The 12,265-nt window shown below is 71.0% G+C and carries 10 protein-coding genes; 6 read left to right on the forward strand and 4 right to left on the reverse strand.

Going from position 1 to position 12,265, the window contains the following annotated elements:
- Positions 1-628: 628 nt before the first annotated feature.
- The 3 genes from ACFY0D_RS34415 to ACFY0D_RS34425 are packed head-to-tail and all read left to right on the forward strand — an operon-like array spanning position 629 to position 5,502.
- The gene (locus ACFY0D_RS34415) at positions 629-3,991 is read left to right on the forward strand and encodes a CHAT domain-containing protein (protein ID WP_390801840.1); all 3,363 of its coding nucleotides are present in this window, start codon (positions 629-631) and stop codon (positions 3,989-3,991) included.
- Positions 3,988-4,494 carry a hypothetical protein gene (locus ACFY0D_RS34420; RefSeq protein WP_390801841.1) on the forward strand — a complete coding sequence of 169 codons (507 nt, stop codon included), beginning with the start codon at positions 3,988-3,990 and terminating at the stop codon, positions 4,492-4,494. Before ACFY0D_RS34415 ends, ACFY0D_RS34420 begins: the two co-directional genes overlap by 4 nt.
- A gap of 3 nt (positions 4,495-4,497) precedes the next feature.
- A complete protein-coding gene (locus ACFY0D_RS34425) occupies positions 4,498-5,502 on the forward strand; it encodes a hypothetical protein (protein WP_390801842.1) in 1,005 nt (334 codons plus the stop codon).
- Between the two features lie 195 nt (positions 5,503-5,697).
- Here the strand turns inward: ACFY0D_RS34425 and ACFY0D_RS34430 are convergent, their stop codons facing one another.
- Positions 5,698-6,549 (reverse strand): class I SAM-dependent methyltransferase, encoded by an 852-nt coding sequence (locus ACFY0D_RS34430; protein WP_390801843.1) that lies wholly within the window; start codon positions 6,547-6,549, stop codon positions 5,698-5,700.
- Between the two features lie 71 nt (positions 6,550-6,620).
- On the opposite strand from ACFY0D_RS34430, the gene ACFY0D_RS34435 reads away from it, so the two are divergent.
- Positions 6,621-7,250, forward strand: a complete 630-nt coding sequence (locus ACFY0D_RS34435; RefSeq protein ID WP_390801855.1) for a helix-turn-helix transcriptional regulator — start codon at positions 6,621-6,623, stop codon at positions 7,248-7,250.
- A 70-nt stretch (positions 7,251-7,320) separates the two neighbouring features.
- Here the strand turns inward: ACFY0D_RS34435 and ACFY0D_RS34440 are convergent, their stop codons facing one another.
- From ACFY0D_RS34440 to ACFY0D_RS34450, 3 genes are all read right to left on the reverse strand, one after another.
- Positions 7,321-7,584, reverse strand: a complete 264-nt coding sequence (locus tag ACFY0D_RS34440; protein WP_390801844.1) for a hypothetical protein — start codon at positions 7,582-7,584, stop codon at positions 7,321-7,323.
- 203 nt (positions 7,585-7,787) lie between these two features.
- On the reverse strand, positions 7,788-9,026 hold the full coding sequence (locus ACFY0D_RS34445) for a YncE family protein (RefSeq protein WP_390801845.1): 1,239 nt from the start codon (positions 9,024-9,026) through the stop codon (positions 7,788-7,790).
- The gene (locus tag ACFY0D_RS34450; RefSeq protein ID WP_390801846.1) at positions 9,023-9,988 is read right to left on the reverse strand and encodes a hypothetical protein; all 966 of its coding nucleotides are present in this window, start codon (positions 9,986-9,988) and stop codon (positions 9,023-9,025) included. The genes ACFY0D_RS34445 and ACFY0D_RS34450 overlap by 4 nt, the downstream gene beginning before the upstream one ends.
- 144 nt (positions 9,989-10,132) lie before the next feature.
- Between ACFY0D_RS34450 and ACFY0D_RS34455 the strand changes: the two genes are divergently transcribed.
- Both ACFY0D_RS34455 and ACFY0D_RS34460 read left to right on the forward strand, forming a co-directional pair.
- Complete coding sequence (locus ACFY0D_RS34455; RefSeq protein ID WP_390801847.1) at positions 10,133-11,569, forward strand: restriction endonuclease; 1,437 nt, start codon at positions 10,133-10,135, stop codon at positions 11,567-11,569.
- 196 nt (positions 11,570-11,765) lie between these two features.
- On the forward strand, positions 11,766-11,981 hold the full coding sequence (locus ACFY0D_RS34460; protein ID WP_382546418.1) for a DUF6243 family protein: 216 nt from the start codon (positions 11,766-11,768) through the stop codon (positions 11,979-11,981).
- The last annotated feature ends 284 nt before the right edge of the window (positions 11,982-12,265 follow it).

Below are 12,265 nucleotides of genomic sequence, written 5' to 3' on the forward strand. Positions count from 1 at the left end.
CTGCCGTGGCCGTCGTCTCAAGCGGTGGCAGCAACGGCACCATGAGCCGGCCGCCCGCCGCGGCGACGCCCGCCGCATCCCCTGCCCGACCATCCGGTCCAGCAGTGTGTTGATCACCGACGCCTCGCGGTCCCGGACCGTCCCGCCCACCGGCTGCCCCGCATCCGCTCCGACACGGCCTGGAAGGGGGTGCGCGAAGCGGGCCTCACCGCCCCGCCGTTGGACGCCGCCTCCTTCGACCGGCGCATCCGTTCCCGTCGGTGGGGACACGGACGCGCGGGGCGCTCGGCCATCGACCGGAGGCCGCGGTTTCCACGATCGGGTGACAGGGTTCGTGGGGCCGGGTTTCCGCATAGGCGGGCCCTAGTAGTGCTGTGACCGGCAGGGCTCACCGGGTTGCGACGCCCGGTACGGCACCTCATCCCCCAGACTCCGTCCGGGGGACCCCCAGGTTGCCGGACCGCGCAAGTACGTCCCGTAGGAGCCGCGGCCCTCCGCCTTGCGATGTTTCCCCCAGGCCCTGCGGGCCTGGGGAGACCCCGTGCACCGGACGCCGCAACCCGGCAAACCTTCCCGGTCACAGCACCAACCTGGTTGTCGATCCACTTCCATGCGAAGGATTCGTACCATGCGGCTGCGCAGCCGGGACCGGCCATGGCGCTACGAGGACATCCAGGCCCGACCCACCGCACTGCACGATCGCGGGTGGCGCGCGGCCCGGCTGGCCGCGGCCGCCGTACCGCTGCTGATCGTGGTCCGGCAGTGGGGTGGGTCGGGCCTGGAGTCGGCCCCCGACGCCCTGCGGTTGCTCCTCGCCGTGCTCATCCTGGTGCGCGCGGTGACCGGTGAACGGCGCATGCGTGCGATCAGCCGGGCTACGAGGCGCCAACAGTGCCGCACCGAGGCCGTGTTGCTGTTGGCGGGGACAGGACTGGCGACGCTGCTACCGCCGGGCGGAGCGGATCCCTCCGTGGGGGAGGTGGTTCTGTGGGCGGCGGCGGCCGCCGCGGTCACCCTCCTCGGCTGCCTGCGCGAGTTCCGCACGTGGCCGCAGGTAGGGGGAGTGTCGTCACTCTGGGTACGGTGCTTCGGCCGCCCCCGGACCTGGTTCTGCTACGGCTGGATTCCGACGCTGATCGCCGTGGTTCAGCCGGATGCCGGCGCGCTCCTGCCCGCGGCAACGGTCATGACCGTCCTGGAGATCGGCTTCGCCTTCATCGCGTTGCGGACCGGCGACTGGGCCCTGCGCGCGGATGCGGCGGTCGCACTCATCACGACGCGGATCGCCCGCGACCGGTTTCCCCTCGGCCTCTACGCGATCATGCACGAGCGGTGGTGGGAAACGACGACACGGCCACCGCACCAGCCCGACCTTGCGCTGTGGGAACTGTGGCTGCGCCACCGTGAACTGCTGTCCTCCCGCGCGGCATACGCCGTGGTGCCGATGGTCTGGCGGCCCGTGAGTGCCGTGCCCGCCTCGGAGGGGGAGCCGTGGATCAGCGCCGCCGAGGCCGCCGCCGAGTCGCTGCGCTGGCTGTGCCACCAGCACATCGGACTGGATTCCACCCGTCACCGGGAACTGTGGTCCACCGCGCGGATCGTCACGGCGATGACCGCGATGGCCCGGGCGGAAGCGAGCCGCGCCGCAGGGGAGTTCGACTACGCACTCCGCAACCGCCTGCACGCCGCCGAGCTGTATGCCGCCGCCGGCCTCGACGGCAATGCGGCATCCGCCCGTTGTCTTGCCGCCGACGTGCTGCTCTTCGACCTGCAACGCCCGGAGGAAGCCCGAAGCGAGCTGGAACAGGTCGCCAACCAGCCGGATCTGCCCAGGGCGGTGGCCTGTCTGGCCCTGGTGCTGAAGGCGGCGGCAGGCGACAGGGCCGCGGGCCCGGCCGCCGCCCGCATGATGCCGCTCGCACTGCGGTCCGCCAAAGGACTGTTCGACGAGCTGCCGACCTGGCTGCCGTTCGGCAGCCACTTTCATCAGGAGATCGCGTTCGTGCGGTTGGTCGAGCAGCGCTTCGCCGGCATCGCCGACACGCTCGGTCCGAGTCTTCCCGCCCAGGCCCGGGCGCGCAGCATGTACAGCACGTTCCTTGATCGTTACGAGATGCCCGCCGCCCATGACCTGCGTCAGGCGCTGCAGCGCGCGCGGGAGGGCGAGGAGAGCGGATCCCCCGCCGCGCGGGGCATCGCCGAAGACGTGGCCACCGTCGCCCGCTCCGTCGGCGACCTGCCGCAGGAGGCGGAGGCCCGTCGGCTGCTGGCGCGGCTCGCCGAGACGGAGCGCCGCTGGGCGGACCTCACCGCCGAGCTCCTGGCCATCGTGGACATCGTCGAGCGGCTGCGGGAACGCGTCAGTGACGGCGACACCCGGATCGACCTGGACCTCACCCCCTCCTGCGCGCAGCTGATCGAGCTCATCGTCGACGGGCGGGCTTCCCACCTCACCCCGGCCGACGCCGTCGAGCTGGCCGAACGCAGCCGGTCCCGACTGCTGCTGGAGGTGTTCGGCTCCGCCGTCTCACCTGAACTCCCGCAGCAACTCGCAAGGTTGCACGACCGGGAACGCGGGATGGAGCAAGGACGAGTCCGAGACGGAGTCCTCCCGCGTCCCGGCCGGCCCGCCTCCGCGCACATGGACATCCACCCCGCCCATCAGCGACGCTACCGCGCGGCCCGCGAAGCGGTCTGGGTGGAACTGGAGGCGTCCGGGCCGCTCGGCGCGGCCTACGTCAGACACCGGCGTGGTGCACCGGCCACCTTCCGGGAACTGCGCGCGGTGCTGCCGCCGGGCGTAGTGCTCTGTGAACTCGTCCGCCGCGGCTCGCGGATGCTGGCGCTGGTGGTGCGCGCCGACCGGCCGGCACCGGCCGTCTTCGCAGTGCCGCTGGACGAGGACCCGGACCTGCTCCCTCTGCCCGCACCGGACGGTCCGGCCCGTTGGGGGGCTCCGCTGCAGCCCCTGCTGCGGGCGGTGGCCGAGCACTGCGCACCTGGAGAGACCCTGTGGCTGGTGCCGGACGGGCCCCTGCACGGTCTGCCGCTGCACGCGGTGGAGGTGGACGGAGTCCCGCTCGGCGAGCGCAATCCGCTCTGTGTCACCCCCAGTGCCTCACTGCTGCGGCATCGGCTCGGCCGGGACCGGGACCGGGAATCGGGCGTCCGGCGGGCGCTGATCATGGCCGACCCGGACGGCGACCTGCCGCACGCTCGGGCCGAAGCCCATCTCGTCGAAGCCCTCCTGCCCCAGGCCGAGGTGCACACCGGCCGTTCCGCGACACGCCGCCGGCTCCTGGAGAGACTCGGCGCGCAGCGGTACGACGTACTCCACCTCGCCTGCCACTACGGCTTCGACCGGGCACAGCCCTCCGGTTCGGCGGTCCGGCTGGCCGACGGGCGGCTGACCGTCGAGGACTTCCTCCCCGTACGGCTCGACAGCTCCCTGGTCGTCGTGAGTGGATGCGAGACCGGGGGCCAGCAATACCGCAGGGGCAACGAGCTGATCGGCCTCACCAGGGCACTGCTGCACGCCGGGGCCAGGGCGGTGATCGCCAGCCAGTGGGCGGTCAACGACGTCTCCACCGCATTGCTGATGGCCGGCTTCTACCGGGAGCTCGGACAGGGCCGCCCCGTCGGGGCGGCCCTGTCCGCGGCACGGAGCGGTGTGCGCAGAATGAGCTTCCGCGACGCCGTCGCGCAGTGCGAGCGGCTCCGGAACCTGCCGGAGAACCAGCCGGTCGCTGTGCGGCTGGGGCACGACCTCGCCCAACTGCGTCTGCGGGCCGGTGACACGGCAGGGGCCTTGACGGAGATCGCGAGACTGCTGCCGGACACCGGCCACGGCACCGGGGAACACCGTGCCCTGACCGACTTGAAGCGGCAGGTCCGGTTCCAGCACGGCCGTCTGAGTTCCGACTACTCGCTGCCCGCCTTCGCTTCCCCGTTCTTCTGGGCCCCGTTCACCCTGGTAGGAGATTGGCGATGACACTCGGCGAACTGACCCTGGCTCCCGTCACCCCGTTGTCCGAAGCGGTGGCGGGCAGCGGCTACGTCATGACGGTGGACGAGGAGGGCCGGCCCACCGCACTGGGCAGGCTCGACGACGCGGACGCCGGCCTTCCGCCCGCCGTGCTCCTGCCCGCACCGATGACCGTGTCGGCGTTGTGCACCGGCGGTGCGCTCGACCTGCTGGCCCTCAACCCGTACGGTGCGCTGGTCCAGGACCGCGGTCGCACCCTGGGCGTGCTCGAACGGCACACCGTCTCCTCGTACCTGGTCACCCTCTCGGCTCGCGGCACGCTGCGCAGCGACACCCCGTCGCCGTCGGACGCCGTTCTCGCCGGCACCTACGCCACCCCCGTCGCACGGGTCGTCTGCCACTGCGGCCGCCTCACCACCCTGACCGCGTACGACCCCGACTTCCCACCGGTCTGTCCCGGCCCGGTGCCGGAGGCCGCGCCGCATCCGCTGGCCATCAGGGCGCAGTGAGCGATGTTCACGACGACGCTGGGCGAGGCAGCCCAGTTCGCGGGCCGTCGATTCGTCCGCGTCGTGCTGCTGCCCAGCCTGGTCTTCTGCTCCCTGCTGGGTATCGTCGCGCTGGTCGCCGCAGAGCAGCCGCCCGGCGCCGTTCTGCGTACCTGGAAATCCCAACCCGTCGAGGTCAAGGCACTGCTGGTGGGAGGTTTCCTGACCGCCGTCCTGCTCGTCTCCACGCTCTTGGACTCGGCCCAGTCCGCCCTGCTGCGGTGCGCGGAAGGGTACTGGGGCCGGATCGCGGACCAGTCGCTCGGCCGGTTCGGACGCCGCTGTCACCGGCTGCGGCTGCTGAGGTGCGCCGACGGATCGGCGCAGCACCTCTACCCGCCGAGATCACGACCGCACGAGGTGAGGCCGACCCGCCTGGGGAACATCCTCAAGGCCGCCGAGCTGTACCCGCAGCTGCGCTACGGCATCGATGCCGTACTCGTCTGGCCCCGTCTGTTCCCACTGCTCCCGGGCGGGTTGCTCGGAGCACTGGCGACGGCGCGGGCGGAGCTGTCCGCGCTCCTGGTACGGGCCGTCCTCTCCTGTGCCTTCGCCGCACTCGGGGCCGGCTGTGTGGCGGCCCGGGGCGGCCCGCCCGCCCTGCTGCTGTGCTGCCTGTGGGGCGGCGTCCTGCTGGCCTGGGCGTCCTACCGAGGCGCTCTGAACGCCGCGCTGGTGTACGGGCAGCATGTTCGGGTGGCCTTCGATCTGCACCGCGGCGATCTCCTGGAGGCGCTCGGCGAGGAGCGGCGCCCCGGTCCGGACGCGGAGCGGGAACGCTGGAAGCGGATCTGCCTGTTCTGGCACCGGGGCGTTCCCACGCATCACGAGATCCCGCCGGCCGAGAGCCCGCCGACGGCTCCCGACGTTCCGGACGTGCGGACGGGCTCCGGCATCTCGCTGACGCAGCTGGGCTTGGCGGTCGCTGCCGCTGCCGGACTGGTGGGGGTCCTGACCCTGTACGTGTGACGCCGTCCGTCCGCGCTCCGGGATACAGGCCGGTCACCCCACGTCCCGACGCTCCTCTTGCCGGCGGCCTGGTAGTTCTCCGCCGCCGATCCGCGTGCCGGCCGGGTCATGAAGACGGATGCAGTGGCGCGCCCACCGGATGCCTGCCGCGCCGGGTGCTGCCCCTCTCGTGCCGCCGGATGATCGACGGGTTCGTCAGGGGCGGGTCGCCCGGATGATCCAGGTTGCCGAGGCGTAGAGGACGCCGTCGTCGGTCTCGTGGGCGGCGAGGGTGGTTCGCAAGTCGTCGACAGCACGACGCCGGCCTTCGGCATCGAGGCCGTCGAGCATCCAGCCGTGCAGGCCGAGTACGAACCGCTCCGCGTCGGCCGCGTCCTCACCGAACCACATCGCCTCGCTGTGCGGCTCCAGCAGGATCTCCGTGAAGCCCGCGGAGCTGAGAACGGTCCGTACGCGCGTGGGGTCGGCCATCGAGAACGGCCCGGGAGCGTCGGGCGGGGGCGTGGGCAACGGTCGTCCGGCGGCCAGGGCCCGGGCGAAGGAGAGGAGCCACTCGTTGCCCGTCGGCGGTTGCCAGACCAGCTGCACGAGGCGTCCGCCCGCGCGCAGCGCCCCGCCGATGTTGCGGAACGCGGCGACCGGGTCGGCGAAGAACATCGTCCCGGTGCGGCTGACGGCCACGTCGAACGATGCGGGGGAGAAGGCATGGACCTGGGCGTCCGCCTGCACGAAGTCGGCGTTGTGCAGCCCCTCGTCCGCCGCTCGCCGCCGGGCGACCCGCAGCATCGCGGCCGACAGGTCCACGCCCAGCGCAAGGCCGCTGCTCGCCTGCCCCGCGACGTCGCGGGTGGTCTCGCCGGTGCCGCAGCCGATGTCCATCACATGGTCGGCGGCGGATACGCCGGCCGCGGCGAGGAGGCGCGTGCGATAGGGGCCCAGCGCGCGGTCGAACCGGTCGGCGTGCTCCGCCCAGTACGCGCCTTCCTGTCCGTCCCAGGCACGCGCCTGCTCGGCGTTGGAGGGAGCGACCTGAAGAGTGCTGACCATGGCGACCACCACCTATACTTCCAAAATAGTCCCAAAGGGACTATTTACCGGATTACACCCCGAGGGTGGCGATGTCAATGGACCCGGCGCTCACCACCACCTCCTACGCGATCCTCGGCCTGCTCTCGGTCCGCCCTTGGAGTACCTACGAGCTCGCACAGCAGATGGACCGCAGCCTGGGCCGCATCTGGCCCCGAGCCCAGAGCAAGCTCTACGAGGAGCCGAAGAAGCTGGTCCGCCACGGCCTGGCCGAGGCGACGAAGGAGGCGGTCGGGCGGCGGCCGCGCACCGTCTACACCATCACCGCCGAAGGGCGGCGGGCGCTGGCCGACTGGCTGCCCCGACCGAGTGCCGGGCCGGTACTGGAGTCCGAACAGCTGCTGAAGGTGTTCTTCGCCGATTCCGGAACCAGCGCCGACACCCTGGCCACCCTCCAGGCTGCCCGGGCCTGGGCCGAAGAGCGAAACCAGGGCAATGTGGCGGTGGCACACGCCCATCTCGCCGGCCGGGCCCCGTTCCAGGAGCGGGCCGCCCAGACCCTACTCGTCGGCCGCTTCCTCACCGACTACTACCGACTCGTCGCCACCTGGGCCGAGTGGGCCGAGGCCGTCGTCCGGCAGTGGCCCGACGACCCCGCGGACGCCGCCCCCGACCCGTCGGAGATCGCCGAGACCCTGCGACGGGCGAGCTGGAGCGACTGAGCGGCCGGAGGGACGTTCATCCGCCCACGGGGCGACGATGTGCTGCGCGCACACGTCGGGAGCCCGCCGTTCAGTCTTCCCCGTCTCCGGCACGGGTGAGCGAGGCGACGAGGAGACCTGCGACGACTGCCCAGACCGCAGCGGTGGGGCCCGCTGTGGCCCACCCGAAGATGCCGAGCACCGCGGCTGTGGCGGTTCCGATCGCCCATGCGCGTCGGTCGGTCAGGAAGACCCACTGCCTTCGTCCGCTCCCGGGCACACGGAGCTCCGCGACCGCGGTCCTGATCACCAAGGCGGCCACGACGATCGCGATGGTGAGCAGGGTGACCGTCATGCCGCTTCCGGGATGACGACGCGGTGGGGTGCGGGCATGTACCGATCCTCGCCCCCTGCCCTGGCGTCCGCAATGTCGGGGTCGTCTCAGATCCGGTCATCGGGTCGGCCGGGCGCGGGGCGCCACGGCCGAGGAGCTCGTGCTGTGAGATCCGGCCTTCTGGATCCGGGGGCCGTCGCCGGCCACGGAAGGCGCCCGGAAGCTCACGGCGGGGAGATCAGTGTGCTGTGGTGGAAGCCGAGCCGAGGGTCGTGCCACCAGGGGAGCCCGTCGACGTACTGCCGCAGTTGTGGCATGCGCACCCGCTGGCGGACCGTGTTGGCGGGATAGTCGTAGATGGTGATGGTGTTGAGCCCCCGGTTGGCGGTGAACAGCAGGGTCTGGTCGGCGGAGAGCTGACAGGCGTAGACCGAATCGAGCAGGGTTCCGCGCGAGACCCGCAGAGCGGCGAGGAAGTGCCTGCTGCTCGCGGCCGGCGAGCCGCGCGTGAAGGCGTCCGTCACCTGGTGGAGTGACTGCCGTCCGGCGAGCAGCTGTTCGGGCAGGCCGGGACGCTCATCGATGATCCGATGGGTGGCGAAGTCGACCAGGTCGATCATGACGATGGTGCCGCTGCCGCCGTTGCAGTAGATCAGCTCACGATCGGAGACGCAGACGTCCGAGTTGATGTGCGCCGGGGTCTCCCGCGGGGCCGTCCAGTGGCGCAGGACCCGCCCCTGCTCGGCGTCGATCTCGAAGACGTACTCCTTGAGGTAGGCCATGGCCCATTCGTGCCAGTCGTGCCCTTCCTGGGGCAGGACGCGGAAGGAGAGGGCGTAGAACCGGTCCTCTCGGGGGTGGACGGCCACGTGCCAGCAGGTGGCGGGTAGGTCGATGCGGCGGACCGTACCGGTGTGCAGGTCGAAGATGCCGACCTCACGGGCCTCGCCGCGCCCGGGGTGGTCCATGCCGCCGTAGACGAGGTAACGGCCCGACGCCGTGGTCTTCATGGCGTGGGGCAGTTTCAGGCTGTGCGGGCCCAGGCGTTCGGGAGCATCGAGCCTGTCGATGTCGAACCGCCACAGGTGCTCGCCGATCGCGCCGACGATCTCCCGGTCACCCAGCCAGGCGATGTGCGTGGTGCCCTTGACGGACGAGTCGGTGGGTTCGATCCGCAGGGTGGACAGCCGGTCGGTCTCGTCGAGGGTCGCGGTGTCGTAGAAGAGCAGGTGCTGGCCGGTGTTGCCGAGGAATCCGAGGGCGCGGTCCGGGCTGACGCTGACGGCATGGCCGCCGGCGATGCCGTCGTAGTAGTCGATCTTGTACGCGTACCTGCCGGTGACCGGGTCGTAGCGGAAGACGCAGATGCCGGCCCGGCCTTCGAGTCCGTTGAGGCCGTTGCCGTCGAGGGCGATGTGGAAGGCGTACGGGTACTTGTGCGGCGAGCCTGCGGGCGGCGTCAAAGAGGCTGCCTCTCGGGCCTGAAGTGGCGGAATCCGGAGCTGTCGGTGCACTCGGGCCGCGTCGGCTTCCACGGGGCCGCCCCGGCCGGCAGGGTCAACGGCTCGGCCACGCGGGAGACGGTGTCCCAGCGCGAGGAGGTGGCACCGGCCGTCTCGTCGACCGGTTCGGCGCCGCCCTGCCCGCGTGCGGAGATGGTGCGCAGGGTGATGTGGAAGGACGTGCGGTAGGCGTCCTCCACCAGAGCGCGCCGGACGGCGGGCCACAGTACGGGGGTGATCGCCCGCCACAACGGGGGGAGGGCGAATTGCTGATGGGCGCAGATGGTCACTCGGGTGCCGCCGCCCGGGGTCCGGGCGAAGAACACCGAGCCGTCGTCCTGAACCGCGGAGCCGTTCGCACTGTGGACCTGCCGCCAGCGCAGCACCTGTTCGTCCGGGCCGTAGTCGATGGTCTCCAGCTTGCAGACGTCGAGTACATCGGCGCCGGCCAGCGCGAGGTAGGAGGGCTGGGCCCGGCTGATGCTGCGCTCGACCTGCCGGATCGGCCTTCCGGTCTCGTCGCGCGCCAGGACCTCCGTGCAACCTGCGAGGTAGCCGCTGGTCAGACCGATCACCCGGCTGATGTCGACGCGCGCGGTGAACTCGTCGAACGGCGTACTCGCTTCCGCCTCGCAACGGAACAGAACGGCGTCGTCCAGGTAGCGCCACCGCATCCCGTCGGCGTCCGGCGGGACGGCCGTGATCAGCTGGTCCAGCAGTTCCAGATGACGGGCCACCGCTTCGAACTCCGTATGTCCGAAGGCCAGTACATCGACTCCGAGCGGTATCGCCGCCGTGCGGGCTGCGGCGTGATCCGGGCGCATCCGAAGGGTGGTGGCCAGCGCTGTCGCCAGCTCCGCCGTCCGGTCGACGACGGTCAGCACCCTTCGCAGTGCCTCTTCGGCCAGGGGGATGTCGGGCATGATCCCGCCCTACCCGGCGCCATCATCTCCCACACCGGCCGTCCCCGTCAGGGATGAACCCGCTGGACGGCGGCAGGATGGAACTTCGGCTCTGCTATGGCGAAGTGGCGGCAGCGGCTTCCGTCCGTACGACAGGATGACCGAGTGATCCTGAATCCCGCGACCACCATCCGGCTGCGTGAACTCCAGCGGACCTACCGGGCGCTCCGCGACCTGCCTCGCGCTGCGGCCCAGCGGCGGGGGCAGCAGTTCAACGATCTGATCGCGGAGGTGCTTCGCGCCTTCGGACTCGATGCCAAGGCGAACGTCCGCGGTTTGCGGGGGCGGGACGAGATCGATGTCGTCTTCACGGAGGGTGGAGCCGACTACATCCTTGAGGCGAAGTGGGAACGGAATCGGATCAACGCCGATCCACTAGAGAAACTGTCCCGCCGTCTTGACGATCGTCCCGCCGGTACCCGAGGCATCCTCTTGTCGATGTCCGGCTACACGAAGCACGGGCTTGAGGCCTTCGAGCGCCGTGGGGTCGTCGGGCTCCGACGGGAACACTTCGAGGCCGTGCTCGCGGGACTTCTGAGCCCGCAGGACCTGCTTCAGCGAATCCACACGGCGCAGGCGGCCCGCGGCCGTCACCTCGTGCCTCTCACGGACGTGCTCATCCCCGAGGCGACGGAAATCGGTCCGGCTCCCGTACTGCGGCCCACGAGTGACACGCCGCCGCCCTGGAAGGTGATCGTGGACACCGCATCGGGCGTCACGGCTTCCGAGGCGTTCATCGGCACATGGGCGCCGGATTGCCCCGCGCTCGCGCTCTCGCTCTGCGCCGACGCCGGGGAACTGCTCGTCACCACGCCGTACGGTGTCGTCGGCTTCGACCCTGCCACCTGTGCCACCCGCTGGGCCCTGCCTCTGCCGGGCACCACAGGTCGTGCCGTCCGCGGCGCCGACGGCACGCTCAGCGTCCTGTGCGGAAACGCGCTGGTGCGTTGGGACCCGCAAGAGAAGGACTTGTCCGTCCTCGCAGGGGGCTTCGGAGGCTACGCCAGCCTGGAAGCCGCCGCCGACGGAACGCTGTGGGTGTACAACCAGCTCGGGGCCGCGGACTCCGGATCGATCACTCTGGTCCGAGTGGGAGAGCAGGTCGGTGACGAGGAGCGCTTCGAGGTTCCGTTCCCGGCCGGCTCCCATGCGGTGCCCCTGTCGCCTGGCCGGTTCTTCCTCTCCGGTACGGGGCACAGCACCCTGCTCGACCTCGTCAAGGACCCGGTCACTTCCGAAGCGGACTGGATCAAGGCGGAGGTACAAGACGGCCGTGCCGCCACTCGGCTGGATACGACCACCGTGCTGGTTGCCGGAAACCGCGGTTCGATGGACGGCTTCCTCTTCCGCCACGACCTCACCACCCAGGACGGGGCCGAGCAACTGGCGAAGTTCGTTGCCAACCGGGTGGTCGACCTGGCCGCAGGCCCTGCCGGTGCGGAGGGCACCCACGTGTGGATCCTGGCAGACGTACAGGGCAACGACCCGGTCTCCCGTCCCGTGCTGATCAGTGCCCGTATGCACGCACGGACCTCGTGCTGAGGGCCCGGCCGATGCCGGGGCGGCGAAAGGGTTGGTGCGAGGGGCCGACGGAACCGGGTACCGTCTTTGTCATGTTCTTCCAGAGGCCGATTTACGAGTGAGGGCGTGATGGGCCCCTGCTGACGTCCTTCGACGTCACTGCCCGTCCCCCACCGATGAATCCGTAGATCACTTCACATCATTACCGGGAGAACCCGTGACCGTGAGCAAGAACATCAACAACCCCGTGGGCCAGGGCGGCGGCCAGCGCAAGAGGCTGTCCCGCGCCGAACGGCAGAACAACGGTCCGCACCGCAATCTCGACCGCCGGGGCGCGGCCGACCAGAAGGCGGAGCTGGTGCGCAAGATGCGCGAGAAGGCGGGCGCCGCCGAGGGTGCCGGGCAGGCGGGCGACGACACCGCACAGAGCTGACGCACCGCCGCCGCAAGGCGGCACCGCACGGGGCAGGGCCGGACCGCGACGCGCGGTCCGGCCCTGCGTCAGCAGGGCCTCCCGCGGCCGGTCCTCGATGCGGCAAGCCCCGAAGCGGCAGCCTGACACCGTCGCCGTGGGTCTGGACCGACTCCGCGGACGGCTCGTTGCAGATCCGCGACCTCGATCCTGGATTGCGGGGTTACTTGGCGCCGAGGCCGGCGTCGGAGACCTCGGGCTTGCCGGCGGCCTTGAGCACCTTGTTCAGGAGGGTGAGGTCGTAG

The organism is Streptomyces sp. NPDC001502 (assembly GCF_042894785.1).
Taxonomy (GTDB): domain Bacteria; phylum Actinomycetota; class Actinomycetes; order Streptomycetales; family Streptomycetaceae; genus Streptomyces; species Streptomyces kutzneri.

Coding starts and splice junctions, on each gene's coding strand:
- ACFY0D_RS34415 (WP_390801840.1), top strand. CDS start 629: ATGCGGCTGCGCAGCCGGGACCGGCCATGGCGCTACGAGGACATCCAG.
- ACFY0D_RS34420 (WP_390801841.1), top strand. CDS start 3,988: ATGACACTCGGCGAACTGACCCTGGCTCCCGTCACCCCGTTGTCCGAA.
- ACFY0D_RS34425 (WP_390801842.1), top strand. CDS start 4,498: ATGTTCACGACGACGCTGGGCGAGGCAGCCCAGTTCGCGGGCCGTCGA.
- ACFY0D_RS34430 (WP_390801843.1), bottom strand. CDS start 6,549: ATGGTCAGCACTCTTCAGGTCGCTCCCTCCAACGCCGAGCAGGCGCGT.
- ACFY0D_RS34435 (WP_390801855.1), top strand. CDS start 6,621: ATGTCAATGGACCCGGCGCTCACCACCACCTCCTACGCGATCCTCGGC.
- ACFY0D_RS34440 (WP_390801844.1), bottom strand. CDS start 7,584: ATGACGGTCACCCTGCTCACCATCGCGATCGTCGTGGCCGCCTTGGTG.
- ACFY0D_RS34450 (WP_390801846.1), bottom strand. CDS start 9,988: ATGCCCGACATCCCCCTGGCCGAAGAGGCACTGCGAAGGGTGCTGACC.